This window comes from Algoriphagus sp. PAP.12, assembly GCF_026652115.1.
In the GTDB taxonomy this organism is placed as follows: Bacteria; Bacteroidota; Bacteroidia; order Cytophagales; family Cyclobacteriaceae; genus Algoriphagus.
On record NZ_JAPPSQ010000001.1, the window covers coordinates 472,233 to 492,291 of the forward strand.

Sequence of the window (20,059 nt, forward strand, 5' to 3'; positions counted from 1 at the left end):
GGTTCAGGTATTTCATGCCTTTGGGAGTGAGGTGGCTAATTTTCCAACAATTCAATCCGCTTTAGCGGACAATTTTTTTCAATAATACCTATCTTAACCCCTCCATCCAAGAATTTCATTTCATGCTTAAAAAAGAGCGATACGAAGCTTTCATCCAATACTTTTCTGAAAATATGCCTGTGGCAGAGACGGAGCTAGACTACGAAACTCCATTTCAGCTTTTAGTGGCTGTTGTACTTTCAGCTCAATGCACGGACAAGAGGATAAATCTTGTAACACCAGCACTTTTTAAGGATTTTCCGACACCCGCGCATTTGGCAGCAACCCATTTTGATGAGCTATTTCCATATATCAAGACTGTTTCTTACCCAAATAATAAAACCAAACACTTGATTGGTTTGGGAAAAATGTTGGTAGAAGACTTCAATAGTGAAATTCCCGAGACTGTGGCTGAATTGGTAAAGCTTCCGGGTGTTGGAAGGAAAACCGCCAATGTGATCACCTCTGTGGTTTGGCAACAACCAAATATGGCAGTTGACACGCATGTATTTCGGGTTTCCAAACGATTGGGCTTGGTCCCTCAAACAGCCAAAACTCCCTTGGAAGTAGAAAAGCAATTGATCAAACATATTCCCAAAGAATACATCCACAAAGCGCATCATTGGTTGATTCTTCATGGTCGATATACTTGCTTAGCGAGAAAACCTAAATGTGAGGAATGTGGAATCACTCATTTCTGTAAGTATTTTGAAAAGAACTTTGGCAAAGTAACCCGAGAAGAAAAGTAATGTGTGGAATCTATTTGATTTGGGGTAAAGGAGCCAATCAGGAATCAATAGAGTTTCTTGTCAATCATTCTACTCATCGAGGACCTGATCAAAAGGCTTTTTTCAGCCCTTGGCCTAGCTTGTGGATCGGTGTCAACCGACTTAAAATCCTTCACCCTGGTCCAGATGCAGACCAGCCATTTTTTGCCCCAGACGGAAACAGTTTTCTCATTTGGAATGGGGAGGTTTACAACTACCGAAACCTGAGAAACATCCTTGAAAAGATGGGGATCGAATTTATCACCCAGTCTGACACAGAAGTTCTTTTGCATTGGCTAAAGATTTTTGGGGCCAAAGGTCTTGAAAGCGTCAAAGGAATGTTCTCTTTGATTTTTGTGGATTTGGCCTCTCAAAATGTCTTGGTTGCCAGAGATAAAAATGGAGAAAAACCCCTCTATTACCATCAAGATCCAACTACGTTGACGATTTCCTCTGAGTCCAAAGGTTTAGGGAAATTATTGGATTCCAAACTGGATGAGGGCCAATTTGACAATTATTACTTCATGCGTACCGCACTTCCTGGCAAGACATTCTACAAAGGGGTCAAGGAATGGAAAGCAGCACGGTTTTCATTGATTCGCCAACATTCTGCATTCCGATGGGATAATATCCCAGAAATCAAGAAAGAGGAGTCCTTATTTACGAAAGACCGTTTCAAAGAGCTTTTACTTCAATCAATTAAGCGACAATTTCATGCTGACATGCCAGTTGGAATGCTTTTGAGTGGTGGTGCTGACAGTTCTTTGCTGTATTCGCTTTGGTATAAGGAAACAGGGGTTTCCCTTCCAACTTTTACCATCGAACACGAGACAAAATATTCCAAAAAGTATGATGATGCGCAAGCTGTATCAAAGCTGGCTAAAAGCATCCCTCTGGAAAAAAACGCGATTCAGGTCAGCCAAAAAATCTTTTGGGAAAACTGGGATGAGTACCTTCAGCAGCTGGATCTACCGGTTGGAGACTCTGCGAGCTTTTTGACTTGGTTGATAGGAAAAGAAGCCAAGAAATCAGTAAAGGTTTTGATCTCAGGGGCTGGAGCTGATGAATTGTGGGGAGGTTATAATCGACATCAGGCTTTTCTTAAATATCAGGAAAATAAAGGCTTATTTCTACCATTGAAACCCTTTTTGGGTATGCTTCCTTTGGGAAGAAACTGGAAGAAATTTTTGGAAGGTATAGAACCAGATTCCAAAAAGACATTTCTGAACTTTACTGCATTAGAGCGTATAGATCATGATATCTTCTCTGATTATGAGCGGGTTTTTGATCAAAAATTAAGTCCGTATAAACAGATTCTGGATTTTGACCGAAGGGTCTTTTTGGTTCAGGATATATTAAAAATTCAGGACAATGCCTTAATGGCACATGGCTTGGAAGGGAGGTCTCCTTATCTGGATGAGGATCTTTTGAATTTTTGGCATCAAATCACAGATGAAGAAGACCTCAAAGGCAAAAAATGGATCCGGGAAATTCTCACAGATCTAGACTTGGAATGGATTAGTCAGCGTAAAAAATTGGGATTTGGCCTACCTCTTTTGGAATGGTTTTCAGAAGAAGGTGAGTTTACAAATCGAGTTTTTGCTTCACTGGAGTCCTATAAAAATGACTACAAATCCAACCTACCAAAACCAGCCCTACAACTTTTGGAAAATCCTCGAAAGCATGTCAAAACGCATTTCTTAACTTTATACAATCTGTTTTTGCTGGCAGAATGGCTCAAGTTGAACAAGCTATGAAAGTCTATTACATCCATCAATATTTCAAAACACCTGAGGAAGGAGGAGCCGTAAGGTCATTTCATCTCGCCAAAGGCTTAGTAAAAAATGGAATCGAAGTGGAAATCATCACTGCCGGCAACCAGAAAGGTTATGATCAAAAATGGATTGAGGGTTTTAAAGTCCACTACTTACCTGTTTCCTATAACCAGGAATTTGGTTTTTTGAAAAGAATCCAAGCCTTTTATTCCTTTGTCAAACAAACCAAAAAGCTTATTCAAAAACTCCCAAGGCCGGATTTATTGTACATTACCTCCACTCCTTTGACTACGGGTTGGATTGGACTATGGGCCAAAAAGAAATTCGCCCTTCCTTATATTTTTGAAGTACGAGATCTTTGGCCTGAAGCTCCGATTCAAGTGGGAGCTATTCGCCAAAAATTCCTGAAAAATTACCTATACGGTTTAGAAAAAAGGATTTATCAACAGGCATTGAGTGTAGTGGCTCTCTCCCCGGGAATAGCTTCCTATATCCGAACCAAAGTTCCTAACCTAAAAATTTCCATCATCCCCAACTTTTCAGATTTGGAGCAATTTTATCCACAAAACAAAAATGAAAAGCTCCGAGAAAAACTGAGTTTAAGCAAGGGTTTGACGATTGCCTATGCCGGAGCTTTGGGAAAGGTAAATGCCGTGGATGAATTAATTGATCTGGCTAATATGGCTCAGCAACAGAAGAAAAACTGGCAGTTTCTCATTATGGGTGAAGGAAGTGAAAAGCAATCTTTAGAGGAAAAAAGTAATAGACTGGGCTTAAAAAATCTGGTTTTTGTGCCTTTTGGACCAAAAGAGGAAGTCAATCAAATTTTGGGTTTGGCAGATTTTGCCTGGATTTCATTTGCTCACCTACCAGTACTGAAAACCAATAGTCCCAATAAATTCTTTGATGCTTTGGCAGCTGGCAAAGCAATTATCGTCAACCACAAAGGCTGGGTACATCAGTTGGTGAAGAAAAATGATTTGGGAATTTCTTGCCTTCCTGGCAAAATGGGAAACTGCTTCAAGAAACTGGAGAAATTGGAATCAAATCCTGAAAAACTGGCTCGATTTCAACAAAATTCCAGGCAATTGGCTGAGCGTTATTTTACAAAAGAGATTGCTGTAGAAAAGCTTGCCTCAATCATTGACCCAAGCAAAACTCCTCCTACGCAGGGGGACGAGGTCTATATCCTGACTGCCTGAAAATCATCTCTGCATCTGGATTCATCATTAGCATCTGCAAGGTGACGTCCTGATTCATTACATAATCATCCACAATATTCCACCCTAACCATCTGCCCAACCTTCCCGGGGCTTTGGTGCTGATGGCATCGGTAAACGGTGCTTCTCCCATGTACTTTCTGATTTCAAATGGATTTGTTTCATAAAGCAATTCATTTTGAACAAAATGTGACCAGATATACTCCTCATTTGCATAGCTATCTGCGATCTCCTCTGGGGTATAGCCAATGATAAATTGATCAGAAGTACAGGGAAGAATGGCTTTTGTAAAATGATAGGCTTTCCCGTAATAGATCATTTCCGCCAAGAGCGTATTATCCTGAGGATTGGTATTATTGAATTGTGATGAAATCGCCGTCACAATCATCGGTACGATATAAGGTCTGTCATATCTCTCAGCCATATATCTGGCTAGCTCAGGCTGAAACTCATGGGTAGGAGGGAGAAAATAATCCAAACCGATCACAATCACTTCTTCTGTGACTACCAAATCTGAATTGAAACCAGAAACAAAGGTGTAAACTTTGGGAACCTGGAATTCTGGAAAATAATATTTGATGGCTTTGAAAGCAGTTTCAAGCTCATTTTCAATATCAGAGAAATCATTGAACACCAATTGTACCGAGTCATTTAATGTTCTCATCGAAGAATCCTGATGGATCATCAACAACTCAGCAGTCAATGTATCCAATGAAGGATATAAATCTGGGCGCAAATAAGTCTCAGTAAATTCTGGATACTTTTCAATCAAAAATAAATAATCCTCCTGGCTATTGGCGTCAAAAAACTCTCTTTCCAAACGGACGATTTCCAAATCCAATTCCTGATTTAGGATCTCCGAATCCAACTCACAATTCTCCTCCTCCTTTTTTCCGCAGGAGAAAATCAGAAGACAAATGCCGGCAAACCAAAATAGATTTGAATACTTCATAGGTGATTATTTTGCTCAAAAGTAATGATTTCAATGTGAATCTTAGAAAACGCAAAACTCATCAATTGAGTATTCTAGCAAGTTTGGCTTAACTTTCTGATGTGAACAACTCTTTTCAAACGGCCATATCTTACATCCAACATCTCAACATTCAAAAGTTGACTAATTTGGCTTTGCTTAGCCTTTCTTTTCAACTCAGCAGAGTTGTGAACAAACCGATTCTTTGGGGAAAACCGACCACCTTAAGCATCGAACCAACTACTTCCTGCAATCTTCGGTGTCCAGAATGTCCCTCTGGCTTGAGGGCGTTTTCAAGACCTACTGGCATGCTGGATGAAGTACTTTTTGAAAAAGTGATCCAGCAATCCAAAAAGCATCTAACCTGGTTACATTTATATTTTCAGGGAGAGCCTTTTCTTCATCCCAACTTTTCGAAACTGGTTTCTCTAGCTTCCAAAAATGGGATTTTCACCTCCACCTCTACCAATGCACATTATTTAACAGAAAACCGAGTAGAAGAAATTCTCGAGAGCGGATTGAAGCAATTGATCGTCTCTATGGATGGGATTTCACAAGAGGTTTATGAAAAATACCGGATTGGAGGAAACTTGAAAAAAGTACAGGAGGGGATTTCTCTTTTAGTTAGAAAGCGAAAGAATGCTAAGAAATCATATCCAAGAATAGTCCTTCAATTCTTGGTAACAGGACAAAATGAACATCAAATTCCTTCTCTCAAATCTTGGGCTGATGAGATTGGAGTGGACGAATTGCAACTCAAAACCACCCAAATTTATGGGTTTGAAAATGGTTCTGAATTGATCCCGTCAGATTTGAAGTATTCCCGATATATCCCAGATGGAAAAGGAAAATGGAAGCTGAAAAAGGAAATCGAAAATAAGTGCTGGAGAATGTGGCAAGGTGCAGTCGTAACCTGGGATGGAAAAGTCGTTCCATGTTGCTTTGACAAAGATGCCAAACATGTCATGGGGAGTTTTGAAAAGGAAAGTCTTGATTCCATCTGGAAATCCAATAAATATCAACAGTTTCGAAGTCAATTGCTTCAAGGCCGAGATCAAATCGATATTTGTAAAAACTGTACGGAATAGCCGCCGCTACTGGTCCCAAATCAATCCTTTTTGGAACTATTTTTGGTTTGGAAGAGAAATTCACGGATTTTTAGGGTGCATATTTGTTTGAATTTCACCCGGGACAGCATTTTCGCATGATTTTAAAAAAACGATTCTGGTACTTTTTAGGCCTTTTAGGATTTATCCTACTCGCTTCTCCTGAGCCTATTCAAGCTCAACAGACCACAGACATTTCTACTATTAAGGTGGACGAACTCAGCGATGAGCAGGTAGAAGAGCTTTTAAGCAGAGCAAGTGAAGCAGGACTGAGTACCGAAGAATTCCTTCAAATGGCCCAATTAAGGGGAATGCCATCTTCTGAAGTAGCAAAGCTCCGTAACAGAATAGAGTCTTTGGACCCAAGTGGCGCGGTTAACAGAAGCACCAATGCTTCCAAGAGAGATTCTCGCCAGCAAGTAGATATCAACAATATCACCCAAGGAATTTATAATCCTCAAACTGAATTGGTGGATCTAGATCAATCCAATCAGATTTTCGGAAGCTCACTTTTTTACCAGAACAATAGAAGATTGAGTTTTGAGCCAAGCTTGAATCAAGCTACTCCAAAAAGCTACGTTTTGGGACCAGGTGATGTGGTCTATGTGGACATTTATGGGCAATCTGAACAATATTACGAAGCAACTGTCAATCCTGACGGATTCGTCCTTTTGGATAATATCGGCCCAATTTCAGTATCTGGAAAAACAATTGAAGAAGCAACTGGTATCATCAAAAACCGAGTAAGTAGATTTTATACGGGCTTGAATGGAGCAAATCCAAATACTTTCCTTCAAGTGACATTGGGAAATGTCAGAACCATCAAAGTTCACATTTTAGGCGAAGTCAGGTTACCAGGAACTTTCACTTTGAGTGCTTTTTCCACTGTTTTCAATGCGCTTTACGCTGCAGGTGGTCCAAATGAAAATGGAACCATGCGCGAAATCAAGGTAGTTAGAAACAACAAACCATTAGCATCGGTTGACGTCTATGACCTTTTGATCAACGGAACTGCCAATTTGGATATCCAGCTTCAAGATCAGGATGTGATTTTAGTAACTCCTTTTATCTCCCGAGTTCAAATCAAAGGTGAAGTGAAAAGACCTATGAAGTATGAGGTCAAAGAAGGAGACACATTCAAAGACTTGGCAGAATATGCTGGTGGATTTACAGATTTAGCCTTTAAGGACCGGGTAGCAATCTCCCGAATTACAGACAACCAAAGATCAGTTTCTGATGTCTATCAAAATCAATTTGGGATGTTTATTCTCAAAGGTGGAGATGAAATCACGGTTGGAAAAATCTTGGATAGGTATAGCAACAGAGTTCAAATCAAAGGAGCCGTTTACCGTGAAGGTACTTTTGCTTTGGAAGATGATTTGACTTTAAAAAAGCTCATTCAAAATGCCGATGGTCTTCGTGGTGATGCTTATACGGATCAGGCAAGCATTCTTCGAACCAAAAAGGATCTAAGCACCGAAATGATTGAGGTGGATTTGAAGGCTGTTCTGGATGGTAATGCGCCAGACATTTCCCTTCAGAGAGAGGACGTAGTTCGTATTTCAAGCATTTATGATATCCGAAATGAGCAATATGTTCAGATCCTAGGAGAAGTGAAAAAGCCAGGAGTTTATCCTTTCTCAGAATCCATGACCGTGGAAGAATTGGTGATTTCTGCCGGAGGTTTCCAGGAATCAGCCAATCCAAATGACATCGAGATCGCAAGAAGATTGGAAGATACAGATTTGGGTACTCTTTCTGATATAATCCCTGTTCAGGTCAATCCAAATTTATCCTACCGATCTGATTCCAAAACTTTGCTTCCTTATGATCAGGTAATCGTAAGAAAAAAGGCAAGCTTTACCATGCAAAAACTGGTGGCTGTAGAAGGCCAAGTGAATTCTCCGGGGATGTTTGCGATTCAAAGTTCAGATGAAAGAATCTCTGATCTAATCAATCGCGCTGGAGGAATTAATCAATTCGCCTATGCTAAAGGAGCTACTTTGATCCGCAGAACGGAGTTTTTCAATACAGAATCTGAGGAAATCAGGAGACAAAGAAATTTGGAGGCACTTCGCCTTCGCTTAATGGAAGATCCAAACAATTCTGAGGCTCAGGAAGAATTGATTCAGCGCTTATTCACCAATCTGCCTAAAGCGGAAAATCCTGTAGACAATCAATTGGCTCTAACTAAAAAAGAGTCTTTGGATCAAATTGCGTCAGAAACTCCAGGTTTTGCAGTCAAAATTAAGGATACCGAAGCAGTAGCCATCGATTTGGAAGCAATCCTTAAAAATCCGGGGTCTGAAAATGACCTTTTACTTGTAGAAGGAGATATCCTTTCGGTACCTAAGTTATTGCAGACGGTCCGCATGAGAGGAGACGTCGTATATCCGACTACCATGCGTCACGAAAGTGGAAGAAGCTTGAAGCACTATATCAATGGGGCAGGCGGTTTCGAAAGAAGAGCCAATAGAAAGCAAACCTATGTAGTCTATGCCAATGGGGCTGTAAAAAGAACCAAGGGCTTTTTGGGCATTCGAAACTATCCTCCAGTAGAACCAGGAGCTGAAGTAATTGTCCCAACCAAAGGGCCAAAAGTTCCCCTTAGACTGGGCGATGTAGTGGGTATCACTACTGGATTGGCAACACTCGCATTGGTAGTTTCACAAATTAATTGGTAATGGCTTCGAAACACTTTTCTGACAATCAATTTACACTCAAAGAAGTCATCCAAAACCTGGGTGAATGGTTTGCCTATTTCCTTTCCAAATGGAAAATTTTAATTGCAGCTGGAATCTTGGGAATGGTACTGGGAGCCTTGGTTTCCATTTTCAAAAAACCAGTTTTTCATGCTGAAACCTCATTCGTTTTAGAAGAAGGAGAAGTAGGCAGTATGGGACAAATGTCCGGTCTGGCCTCTCTGGTGGGAGTAAATCTAGGTTCCTTGGGAGGAACTTCAGGTTTGTTTCAAGGAGACAACATCATGGAGCTTTATCGATCTGATCGGATGCTTGGTGAAACATTATTGAAGCCATTCAGTGAAAGTCAACTATTGATTGATCGCTTTGTGGAATTCGAAGAGTTAGATAAGAAGTGGGCCTCTAAAGTTGATATTTCCTCTATGGACTTTTCCATTCCTAGAGATCAATATTCAGTATCCCAAGATTCTGTAGTAAAGGAAGTCTCTAAACTAATCAGAGAAAATCAACTAAGCGTTGCCAAACCGGATCGTAAGTTGAGCATTATTCAGGTAAGCATTTCTTCGAAGGATGAGGGTTTTGCAAAAGCTTTCAATGAAACTTTGGTCGACAATGTGAATACATTCTACTTCCAGACTAAAACGAAGAAAACGGGTGAAAATCTTCAGATTCTTCAATCTCAAGCAGATTCCGTAAGAGCGATTTTGGATGAAAGCCTGGCTGAATTTGCCACAGCTACAGATCGAGTTCCAAATGCAAACCCACTATTGAGTTCCGCTCAAGTGGAAAGCCGAAAAAGGCAAATCGACGTGCAGGCTACGGGAGCTGTTTATCAAGAAATCGTAAAGAATCTGGAAATCGCAAAAGTCAATCATCGAAATAATTCGCCTTTGATCCAGATTATTGATTCACCAAGATTTCCTCTGAAAAGAAGCGAAATCAGATTGGTCAAAGGAATTGTTTTAGGAGCCATCATCACGGGTCTATTGGTACTTTTTGGATTGTATTTCCATCGACTGTACCAAAAACATGTGCAGGAAAGCTAACAAACTGAGCTGCCATGTTCGAAAAATTATCCCTCATTTCTTTAAGTAGCTTCATCCGGAATAAGTCTATTCAGAATTTCTTGTTCCTGGCAGTTATTCAATCTTCCAATGTCCTGATTTCAATAATCTCCATGCCTTTGTTGATCCAAGGCATAGGAGTAGATCAGTTTGGCTTGGTCAATCTTGCCCTTTCCGTCATTATTTTGCTGAATATCTTGGTTGGCTTTGGATACAACTTGAGTGCTCCAAGAGAAGTGGCCGTCAATCAGCAGGACAAGGACGCCCTTTCACATCTAGTTTCTAATGTATTTTCCAGCAAAATCATCCTTGCTAGTATGGCAACTTTTGTGATTTTTCTGGGAGTATTTGGCTTTAACTTGTTTCAGGAATACCAGATGATTTTGGTTTTCTCATCTCTGCTTTTGTTTTCAGAAGCCACGCTTCCTTTGTGGTTTTTTCAGGGGATGGAAAAAATGAAACTCGTTTCCATCGCCAATATTTTCTCCAAGCTCCTATTTCTGATGGGTATAGTGCTGTTTATCCACAGCCCAGCTCAAAGCAAATGGGTCAATTTCATGATGGGATTCTTTGGGCTCGCAATTAACCTGTCCCTGCTTGCCTACATTCATTTCTTTATGGGGGTCAAGTTTTATAGACCCGAGTTTTCATCCATTTGGAAAAGCCTCAAAGAGAATGTTTTACTCTTCTTTTCCAATCTGGCCAGCCATATTTCGATCAATGGAGGATTGATCATTTTGAGCTTTTTCTCGGTGGCAGAAACCTTAGGAATGTATTCATTGGCAGAGCGTGTGGTGATGGTTTTGAGATTATTTCCGGCACTTATCATCCAAGCAATTTTTCCAAACGCGTCCAAATTGTATAAATCGGATGCTGAGCGATTTTATAAGTTCATGAAAAACGTTTACCTGAGAGTTTTGTTTTTTGGGGCATTGATCTCTTTGGGTGCCTACTTGACTGCTCCTTGGATTATCAAAGTTCTCTCTAGATCAGAATTGGATGAATCGGTTCTTTATCTGAAAACCCTTGCAATCGTTCCTTTTATGGCCTGCTTGAATGTGGGAAATGTAGTTCTTTTGCTTGTGGCAGATCTGAAAGAACTCCTTTTCAAAGCAAGTTGGATGATGTGCTTATATATGATCATTGCTTCCTCCATTCTTACCTATTTCTTTGGGGGAGTTGGCCTGAGCTATGGTATCATTTCTACAGAAATCATAGTCTTTTTGATTTGTCTTGTGCTGCTATACCAACATAAAAAAGAATTGGTCCATGGCTTCTACACCTGATATTTCTGTTGCGATCATATTGGTTAACTGGAATGGCTTTTCATTTACAAAAGCTTGCCTGGAATCCCTAAAAAACATTGATTTTCCAGATCATAAGATTATTGTTGTAGACAATGATTCCCACAAGCCGGAGGGCCAATGGTTATTCAATGAATATCCTGAAATCATTTTAATAGAAAACACCCAAAACTTGGGTTTCACCGGAGGAAATAATGTCGGAATAAAAAAGGCACTTGAAATGGGTTTCTCCCACACCCTTCTATTGAATAATGATACTGAAGTTGAGCCAGATTTCTTAAGTAAAATGGTTTCTACCTTACAGCAACATCCCAAAGCAGGTATAATCCAGCCTGTCATTTGTTTTTTGGAAGAAAAGCAAAAAATCTGGAGCGCCGGAGGCAAATGGAAAAGTAGGTTGGGCAGTGCAATTACAATCGGAGATAGAAATCAGATCCAAGGATTTGAATTTCAGGAAAACTTAGATTGGGCAACGGGCTGCGCTATGCTGGTTTCTAGGGATGCAATCCTTCAATCAGGCCTGTTGAATGACCAGTATTTCGCCTATTTCGAAGATGTAGAGTGGTCCTTGAGAATCCGATATCAAGGTTTTTCAATTCACCTTTCGCCAGAAGCAAAAATATACCATGAAGCGGGAGCCTCTTCCAAAAAGAAAGGTTCTGAAGGAACACTTAGTGCAAATGTGTTCTATTGGCATGTAAGAAACCAATTCTATTTACTCAGAGGAATAAAAAAACTCTCCAAGGGTTTTGAACCCTTGGAGAGTTCCTTAGACAAGTCACCAATCGGAATTTTTGCTTATCCTTTTCATTTGGGTAGATTTTCGCTTTGGATGATCTACTTCTTGCTACGCGGTCGATTTCAAAAATTGAAGGCAGTTGCTAGAGGAATCAAAGATGGGTTATTCAATAAACTTCAAGCGATTCCGACATGGCCCTGATATTCTTTATCATCATAGCGATCGCTGTTGGGGCTGGCTTTTTTTGGACAGTCCAAGAAATGATTTTCAAAGGAAAATGGTCTCATTTCATTTTCTTTTTGGCTGCATTTTTACCCTTTTATATCACCAGCTTAAGTGTGGTGTATTTGGCAACTCGTTCTCCTGAATTGGTGAGCTTGTTCCAAATTCTCAAGGAATTGGTCGTTTTGATCTCACTTTTGGTTTTCATTCTTTACCAAAGAAAAATAGCCGATTACCCATTCCGCATGATGTCCACTGATTGGATGATGATCTCCTTTCTAGGATTGGCTTTTACTTATTTGGTTTTGCCTTTAGGCCAAGCTTCCTTTCTCAACAAAGCCCTATATTTCAAAAGTATGTTGATCCCCGGTTTTGTCTATTTCTTGGGAAGAAATACACATTTTGAGGATTGGGAAATCAATAGAATCTTCAAAATCATCTTTATCGTAGCGATAGGTGCATTTGTAATCAACTTGATAGAAAACTTTATTCTTCAAGCGCATTTGCAGCAATTCTCTGGCTATGCCTTATACAATTTGGCAATCAATGATATAGAACCAACCGGAAATTTTGGACTTACTTGGACCTTCGAAACTCAAGCTGTAACCAAACGATTGGCGAGCTTTTTCTCTGATCCTTTAGAGATGGCTAGTTCGGTATTGATGGGTTTTGCCGCTGGCCTGATTTGGTTTTTGACTAGTAAAAAAGAATACAACTGGCTATACATTTTAGTCATGGCTTGCTCTTTGGGAAGCCTGGTCTTTTCTGCTTCCAGAGCTGCTTTTGGGGCTTTTTTCGTCATGATCTTTTTTATTGCCCTGGTTTTCCGACTTTACAAGCTCATCGCTGCTGGTTTTTTGGTTTTGGTAGCTTTTGGAATTTATGTCCTCTTTTTTGCCTCGGAAGACTTCTATTTCTTCGTTCTTGATACGCTTACATTTGAAAATACTTCCAGTATTGGCCACGTGGTCGAATGGGTTTTAGCATTGGATTCAATGGTAGGAAATCCATTTGGAATTGGACTGGCCATGAGTGGAAATGCAGGTAGTGTGACCGACGAATTGAGAGTAGGGGGAGAGAATCAATTTTTGATTTATGGGGTACAACTCGGTTGGCTTGGTATGATTTTATACATACTCACCTTAGCCACTGGAGTCATTTTGAGCTTGAGAGTCTTTTACCAAACAGAGAACACTCAGGTCGCAAGAATTGCGTTTGTAGGAGCAGTTGTAAAAGTAGGTTTGCTTTTACCCTTGTTCACCGCCAATGCCGAAATGTACACCTATGTCGCTTGGCTGACATGGTGGATGATCGGCTACAGTGTGCACGAGTATAGCAGAATCCAATTATCTTTGAGAAAACCCCTTTAGTTTGAAAGTCCTTTTAGACCTGCAATATTTGAATGTGGCCACCACAGGCATCAAAACCTACATGGTGGAATTGGCCAAAGCCATTCGGAAATATCCCCATCCCGAAGTAGAATTCATTTTTACCCACGAACCGGATAAACAGGCAAAAGACAATTCATTTAAAGGCACGCAATCTAAAATCCAGCGACTCAACTATCATTTGGATTACTTTCGCTGGAAGGAGTTTCAGCTTCCAGATTTGGTCAAAAAGCATCAACCAGATGTCTTGATTTGTCCGGATTTTGTTTCTCCAGCTGCATCACTTCCTTGCCGAAGATTGACTGTGGTACATGATGCATTCTTTTGGCAAATGCCACAGAATTATCCGAAATGGTGGAGAACTTACTTTCTCAATCTGATCAAAAAAGGGCTGAAGGAAAAAACGGAAATCATAACGACTACAGATTATTCCAAAAGATCCCTGGAAAAGCATTTGGGAAAAAACTGGCCGATCTCTGTCATCTACCAATGTCCAAAAAGCCTCAAAGCTGCTTCTGATCCTCAGATTTTGAAAAAATTAGGATTGGTAAACCAGTCTTACTTTCTACACATCGGCACCTTTGATAAAAGAAAACAACTGCCGCTTTTGACTAAGACTTTTGCGGAATTTTTGAAGCAAACCAAATCTTCCAAAAAGCTCCTGCTGGTGGGAGGACCGGGTCAAAGTGCCCAAATGAATGATTTCCCAAAAGTCGAAAATCTGGTAAATGATCTTGGTTTGGAAAAGCATGTAATTTTGCCTGGATTCCTTTCAGATGGGGAAATCAAAGCACTTTACGAGCATGCTTTTGCCTATTTATTCCCTTCGGAAAATGAAGGTTTTGGGATCCCAATTCCAGAAGCTATGGGCTTTGGATTACCTGTGATTCACTCAGATCAAGAAGCGCTCTTGGAGGTTGCTGACGGAGCAGGGCTCCCTTTCCAAACCGGAAATCAAGAAGATTTATTGGAAAAAATGGTACTTTTAGACCGTGATTCTGAGCTATGCCAGAGTCTGAGTGAAAAAGGAAAAATCCGTTCCGGAGACTTTTCAGCTCAAAAATTTGTAGAAGCTTTTCATCAGATCATTCTGAAACCCGGATTGTAAGCCATGCGGCAAACCCAATGTCCTGTCTGCCAAACGCCGACTATTAATTACCCAACAGCAAATTCCCTCATTTCCTGTCCTTCTTGTAAGGTAAAGTGGACTTATTTACCTAAAGAATTTGATGCGGAAGCCCTGTATTCAGACGAGGTCTATGCTGTAGTTGATAATCGAAAATCCATTTTCGAAAGAATCATTTTTTCTGAAGCCAAAAAGGTTCTCAAAAATGTCAAAAAACTCAATCCAGAGGCAAAAAGATTATTGGACTTTGGATCTGGAAAAGGCCTGTTTCTTTATGTTGCCGAATCAATGGGCTGGGATGGAATAGGCGTAGAAACCTCCCAGGATAGAGCCAACTTTGCCATCGAAAAGTATGGTGTCAAAGTCCTATCGGAATATTATTCGCAAGGAAAAATTGAAGGTGGAAATTTTGATTTGATTACCCTCAATCATGTGTTGGAACACCTTCCAGATCCCATTGCATTACTCGAAGAGCTTTTAAAAGAAAATGCCAAAGGGCTTCTATATATCGAAGTTCCTAGAGAAAATTCTTGGCAGGCCAAAATTGCTGGATGCAATTGGATGCACTGGGATATACCGAAGCATTTGAGTCATTGGAACGAAGAAGCTTTGGGAAATGAAATTGGAAAATTAGGCTTTAAAAAGGTTGGCTCTCGTTCTTACTCTTTCCATTTGGGAGTTTTGGGAATGCTGCAGGCGATGTTATTTAAACTTGGTTTCAAAGAAAATCTTATTTTGCGGCTGAAACGGAAAAAGACCATTGGCTTACTTTTAGCTATAGCTGTGGTTCTCCCATTTGCCTGGATCCTAGAGATAATTTCCACCTTTTTTGGAAAATCAGGAATTCTAGGGATTTATTTTCAAAAGAATGCCTAAAACCCGAAATGTCCTTTTTCTCCAAAGCTCCTCTGAGCTTTATGGATCCGGCAAAATCATTTTGCAGGTCCTTCGGGTTTATCAAAAAGAAGGCTTCAATCCAATCGTCGTCCTTACCGGACCAGGAGCGATTCAAGGGTATTTAGAAAAGGAAAATATTCCAGTTTATATTCAGAATTTGGGCATTCTGAGAAGAAAATACGTCAATCCACAAGGTCTGATTAATCGATTCAACAAGAATTTAAAAGCCTACCGATTCATTAGCGAATTGCATGAAAAGTATCAATTCGAATTGGTGTTTTCCAATACATTGGCTGTCATCGTGGGTGCCTATTGGGCTCAAAAAAATCAACTTCCTCATATTTGGCATATTCATGAGATTCTTCCGGGACCAGCACCTCTTGTGAAGCTTTTAAGCAAAATGCTGGACAAAAGCACCGCAAAACCCATTGCTGTTTCACATGCTGTAGCTGACCATTGGCAAGGTTTTCTGAAAAAAGCCCAGATAGAAGTCATCCACAACGGGATACCATATGGGGAGTTTTTGGAATTTTTTCCAAATGCAAAAAAAGAACTGGGGATTCCCGAAAGTTCCATTGCTATAGGAATGATCGGAAGAATCAATCCGGGAAAAGGCCAACTCTTCTTTTTGGAAATGGCTAGACAACTCAGCTTGAAATATCCTGAAACTCATTTTGTTTTGGTAGGGGATCCTTTTCCGGGCTACGAACCCATTCTTGTGGGAATGATGGAAAAAATCCAACAAAAAAGTTTGGAGGGGAAAGTTAGCTATTTGGGTTTTCGAGAGGATATTCCAAAAGTTTTGGCTAGCCTAGATATTTTTGTTTTGCCCTCTATTTTGCCAGATTCATTTCCTACAGTAATTTTGGAGGCTATGGCTGCTGCGAAACCAATCCTTGCAACGCAAACTGGAGGTGCTGTGGAAATGGTAGCAGAGGGCAAAACTGGATTTATTATTGAGCCGGAAGATCTGGAAACAGGAGTTTCTCAGCTCAGTAAATTAATAGAACAAAAAGATCTTAGAAACCAATTGGGAGAAGCAGGAAGAAATAGAGTTCTTTCAGAATTTAGCCTGGAAGCTTTCGAGGAGAGAATTAAAAAACACCTATGGGAGCATCTGGAAAAAAATTAAAAGTAGCGATCATGGGTGCCAAAGGTTACCCCTATGTCTATGGTGGCTATGATACCATGATTCGTGAGCTGGGTGAAAGGTTGGTGGCAAAAGGCGTTCACGTCAGAGTTTATAATCACCGTTCTTTATTTCCAGAAAAACCTCGCTTTGTTAATGGAATCGAATGCATCTATACACCTGCAATCGAAACGAAAAAGCTAACTCAATTATCGCATACATTCTTTTCAATGGTTCATGCCTGTTTCTCAGATGTGGACGTGATTTTTGTGGTGAATTCCGGTAATGGACCTTTCGGAATCATCGCTAAAATTTTTAGAAAACCTACTGCTATCAATGTTGATGGTTTGGAATGGTTGAGGCCAAAATGGAAAGGTTTCGGAGCCAAATATTTCAAATGGGCTTCTAAAATGGCCACCAAACACTTTGATCAAATCATCAATGATTCTGATGAAATGAGAAGGGTGTATTTGGAGCTTTTCAATAAAGATTCAAGAGTAATCGCTTATGGAGCCAATCCCAGAGAAAGTGTCGACTCAGCTCCGATCAAAAAATGGGATTTGGAAAGCCGAGACTATTTCTTGATCGTTGGACGATTGGTTCCAGACAATAATGCCGAATTGATCGTTAACGGATTTCTAAAATCAGATTCTAAAAGGAAATTGGTCATTGTAGGAGATGTACCTTTTGAAGATGAATGGTCCAGTCGATTAAAACAGGTGCAGGATCCTCGATTATTTTTTATCGGCTATGTGACTGATCCAAATGAATTGGCCGCTCTTTATTCGCACTGCTATGCCTATTTCCATGGCCATGAGTTTGGAGGAACCAATCCGGCAATGTTGAAAGCCTTGGGTTATGGTTGCTCTATTTTGGCTTTGGATACTCCATTCAATCAAGAAATGCTTCAGAATGGAAAGCACGGTTGGTATTTTCAAAAAGAACCGGAATCGGTTAAAGAAATCGTAGAAAAGGCTGAGGCTGAGCCTGAATCCATGGATAGCTTCCGAAATTCAGCACGATCAGGATTAACCCAACGCTATAACTGGGATTATGTGACTGAACAGTATCTGGAAGTGTTTGAGGAATTGGCAGGGAAATAGGATTCTATTTACCAAAGACGGACAGGAATTAAGGGTAATTGTTTTAATACAATATCGAAACCCGAATGATGAAGTTAAAGAAAAGTAAAGCCTTGATTTCAAATTTTGAATAGGAATGGAGCTTTAGCCCATTCAATCCTGATCAATTATTCCACATCTGGGCTTTAGCCCAATTCTTATTGAATAATTGGGCTAAAGCCCCGCCGATTTTTTCAATTTATATCCACCAGCTGAAGCAGGTGGCAATTCAATCTCTATTCTCTTGTTCTCCTTATTTTTCAATATCGAACATCGAATGATGAATTTTGAATAAGAAAGAACCTTTCAACCTTCAACCTACGAAATCCTACTCCAATTCACCGCAGTTTTATTTTGCTGCTTGACCTGACGAAGGATTGGAGCATTCACAGGCTGAGTCAAATGAGGGTCATTGGCTAAAATCTGCTGGGCAGCATCCCTAGCCAACGTAAGAATCGGTGCATCCTTGCTCAAATCAGCAATCAACAAATCGGTAATCCCACTCTGTTGAGTGCCCATCAAATCTCCAGGACCTCTCAATCTCAAATCCACGTCTGCTATTTCAAATCCATCATTGGTTCGAACCATCGTTTCAAGACGAATTCTGGAATCTTTTGAGAGTTCGTATTTACTCATTAATACGCAGTAGCTTTGTTCGGCTCCTCTACCTACTCTTCCCCTTAGCTGATGAAGCTGTGAAAGCCCAAATCGCTCCGCATTCTCAATGATCATCACAGAAGCGTTAGGCACATTTACACCCACTTCAATCACTGTGGTCGCAACCATAATTTTGGTTTCTCCTTTCACAAAGCGCTGCATCTCATAATCCTTGTCCTCCGACTTCATTGCCCCATGCACAATACTCAAGGGATATTGTGGAAAGGCTCTTGCAATACTTTCATAGCCATCCATCAGTGATTTGAGATCCATTTTTTCTGAATCCTCAATTAAAGGATATACGATATAGACTTGCCTCCCTTTTTTGACTTCTTCATTGATAAAGCCAAAAACTTTGAGCCTATCCTTTTCATAGCGGTGAACTGTTTGGATCGGCTTTCTTCCTGCAGGCAATTCATCGATGACTGACACATCCAAATCACCATATAGCGTCATTGCCAAAGTCCGAGGAATAGGAGTTGCAGTCATGACCAGGACATGGGGAATAAATTCTTCATTTTTCGCCCAAAGCTTGGCTCTTTGAGCCACACCGAATCGATGCTGCTCATCTACGATTGCCAAACCTAAATTTTGAAACTGGACCACATCTTCAAGAAGTGCGTGCGTACCAATCAAGATCTTCAGTTCTCCATTCAAAAGCTCTTCATGGATGATTTTACGAGCAGATTTCTTTACGGACCCTGTCAAAATGGAAATCTTCAATCCAATCATGTCGGCAAATTCTTTCAAGCCCTCATAATGCTGATTAGCCAATATTTCCGTTGGGGCCATCAAACAGGCCTGTGAACCGGAACTGATAGCAATCAACATACAAATGAAAGCGACCATTGTTTTTCCACTTCCTACATCCCCTTGAACTAACCGGTTCATCTGCTTACCAGATTTCAGGTCATGATAGGCTTCTCGAATCACCCTTTTCTGGGCTCCAGTCAGTTCAAACGGAATATGATTTTGGTAGAAATCAGTCAGCAATTCGGTATTGTCCAAAATCTGCCCTCGGAACTTTTCAGTCCTGCTCACCTTCATCATTAAAAGACGCAGTTGTAGAAAGAAGAACTCTTCAAATTTCAACCGTTTCCTGGCTCTTTGAAGTAGTCCCGGTTCTGAAGGAAAATGGATCTCTTTGACTGCCTCTCTCTTTCCGATCAATTGATATTGGTCTAAAATTTCCTGAGGCAAAGTCTCTGAAATATGAGGGTAACAAACCTGAATCAGGCCTTCCAAAATTTTGGAAATTCCCCTGCTATCCAGAAATCTAGCCCGAAGTTTATCCGTCGAGGAATAAACTGGTTGGAAGGTATTTCGCTTTTCAGTTGCTTGAGAAAGAGGTTCCATTTCTGGATGGGCAATACTCCATTTTCTGCCAAATTGGGCTGGTTTTCCAAAAAAAATATAGACTGCACCGACAGGTAATTTCTTCTGCACCCATTGAATTCCTTTGAACCAGGTCATTTCCATTTCCCCGGTTTCGTCAGCCACATAAGCTACCAAACGCCTCTTTCCTCCCACTCCGACCAATTCAACTTTTCGAATTCTGGCGATGACCTGAACGTTTTCCAAGTCCTGCTGGAGCTCCCGAATTTTATAAAATTTACTTCTATCCTCGTATCTGAAAGGATAGTGTTGCAGTAAATCTCCATAAGTAAAAATTGAAAGCTCTTTGTTCAGTAGCTCTGCCTTTTGAGGGCCTACTCCTTTAAGAAATTCAATTTTGGTGTCGAAAAATCCGGACAAAGCTTAATCTTGTTTGCGACAAATTAATCTTGCTAAAATCAATTGCCAAGGAATTGACTGGAATTGTCAATTGGAAAG

The 20,059-nt window shown here is 40.4% G+C and carries 15 protein-coding genes; 13 read left to right on the top strand and 2 right to left on the bottom strand.

Annotated elements, in window-relative coordinates:
- Positions 1-122: 122 nt before the first annotated feature.
- The 3 genes from nth to O0V13_RS02005 are packed head-to-tail and all read left to right on the top strand — an operon-like array spanning position 123 to position 3,783.
- Positions 123-788, top strand: coding sequence for an endonuclease III (nth, locus tag O0V13_RS01995; protein WP_073571433.1), 666 nt, complete (start codon positions 123-125; stop codon positions 786-788).
- A complete protein-coding gene (gene asnB / locus O0V13_RS02000) occupies positions 788-2,563 on the top strand; it encodes an asparagine synthase (glutamine-hydrolyzing) (protein WP_268033318.1) in 1,776 nt (591 codons plus the stop codon). Before nth ends, asnB begins: the two co-directional genes overlap by 1 nt.
- Positions 2,560-3,783: a glycosyltransferase family 4 protein gene (locus O0V13_RS02005; RefSeq protein WP_268033319.1), complete on the top strand. Its 1,224-nt coding sequence runs from the start codon at positions 2,560-2,562 to the stop codon at positions 3,781-3,783. The genes asnB and O0V13_RS02005 overlap by 4 nt, the downstream gene beginning before the upstream one ends.
- Here O0V13_RS02005 and gldB read toward each other — a convergent pair.
- Positions 3,746-4,753 carry a gliding motility lipoprotein GldB gene (gldB, locus tag O0V13_RS02010; protein WP_268033320.1) on the bottom strand — a complete coding sequence of 336 codons (1,008 nt, stop codon included), beginning with the start codon at positions 4,751-4,753 and terminating at the stop codon, positions 3,746-3,748. The two genes, O0V13_RS02005 and gldB, sit on opposite strands and share 38 nt — an antisense overlap.
- Positions 4,754-4,854: 101 nt before the next feature.
- Here gldB and O0V13_RS02015 point away from each other — a divergent pair, with 101 nt between their 5' ends.
- From O0V13_RS02015 to O0V13_RS02060, 10 genes are all read left to right on the top strand, one after another.
- The gene (locus O0V13_RS02015) at positions 4,855-5,859 is read left to right on the top strand and encodes a radical SAM/SPASM domain-containing protein (RefSeq protein WP_268033321.1); all 1,005 of its coding nucleotides are present in this window, start codon (positions 4,855-4,857) and stop codon (positions 5,857-5,859) included.
- Positions 5,860-5,975: 116 nt separating this feature from the next.
- Positions 5,976-8,561 carry an SLBB domain-containing protein gene (locus O0V13_RS02020; RefSeq protein ID WP_268033322.1) on the top strand — a complete coding sequence of 862 codons (2,586 nt, stop codon included), beginning with the start codon at positions 5,976-5,978 and terminating at the stop codon, positions 8,559-8,561.
- Positions 8,561-9,625, top strand: a complete 1,065-nt coding sequence (locus tag O0V13_RS02025) for an exopolysaccharide biosynthesis protein (RefSeq protein WP_268033323.1) — start codon at positions 8,561-8,563, stop codon at positions 9,623-9,625. Before O0V13_RS02020 ends, O0V13_RS02025 begins: the two co-directional genes overlap by 1 nt.
- Before the next feature lie 14 nt (positions 9,626-9,639).
- Positions 9,640-10,929, top strand: coding sequence for an oligosaccharide flippase family protein (locus tag O0V13_RS02030; protein WP_268033324.1), 1,290 nt, complete (start codon positions 9,640-9,642; stop codon positions 10,927-10,929).
- Complete coding sequence (locus O0V13_RS02035) at positions 10,913-11,887, top strand: glycosyltransferase family 2 protein (RefSeq protein WP_268033325.1); 975 nt, start codon at positions 10,913-10,915, stop codon at positions 11,885-11,887. The genes O0V13_RS02030 and O0V13_RS02035 overlap by 17 nt, the downstream gene beginning before the upstream one ends.
- A complete protein-coding gene (locus O0V13_RS02040; RefSeq protein WP_268033326.1) occupies positions 11,878-13,278 on the top strand; it encodes an O-antigen ligase family protein in 1,401 nt (466 codons plus the stop codon). Before O0V13_RS02035 ends, O0V13_RS02040 begins: the two co-directional genes overlap by 10 nt.
- 1 nt (position 13,279) lies before the next feature.
- Positions 13,280-14,404, top strand: a complete 1,125-nt coding sequence (locus O0V13_RS02045) for a glycosyltransferase family 4 protein (RefSeq protein ID WP_268033327.1) — start codon at positions 13,280-13,282, stop codon at positions 14,402-14,404.
- A gap of 3 nt (positions 14,405-14,407) precedes the next feature.
- A complete protein-coding gene (locus O0V13_RS02050; RefSeq protein ID WP_268033328.1) occupies positions 14,408-15,298 on the top strand; it encodes a class I SAM-dependent methyltransferase in 891 nt (296 codons plus the stop codon).
- On the top strand, positions 15,291-16,451 hold the full coding sequence (locus tag O0V13_RS02055; protein WP_268033329.1) for a glycosyltransferase family 4 protein: 1,161 nt from the start codon (positions 15,291-15,293) through the stop codon (positions 16,449-16,451). Before O0V13_RS02050 ends, O0V13_RS02055 begins: the two co-directional genes overlap by 8 nt.
- Positions 16,427-17,551, top strand: a complete 1,125-nt coding sequence (locus tag O0V13_RS02060) for a glycosyltransferase (protein ID WP_268033330.1) — start codon at positions 16,427-16,429, stop codon at positions 17,549-17,551. The genes O0V13_RS02055 and O0V13_RS02060 overlap by 25 nt, the downstream gene beginning before the upstream one ends.
- A gap of 336 nt (positions 17,552-17,887) precedes the next feature.
- Here O0V13_RS02060 and recG read toward each other — a convergent pair whose 3' ends face one another.
- Positions 17,888-19,981: an ATP-dependent DNA helicase RecG gene (recG, locus tag O0V13_RS02065; protein WP_268033331.1), complete on the bottom strand. Its 2,094-nt coding sequence runs from the start codon at positions 19,979-19,981 to the stop codon at positions 17,888-17,890.
- Between the last annotated feature and the right edge of the window lie 78 nt (positions 19,982-20,059).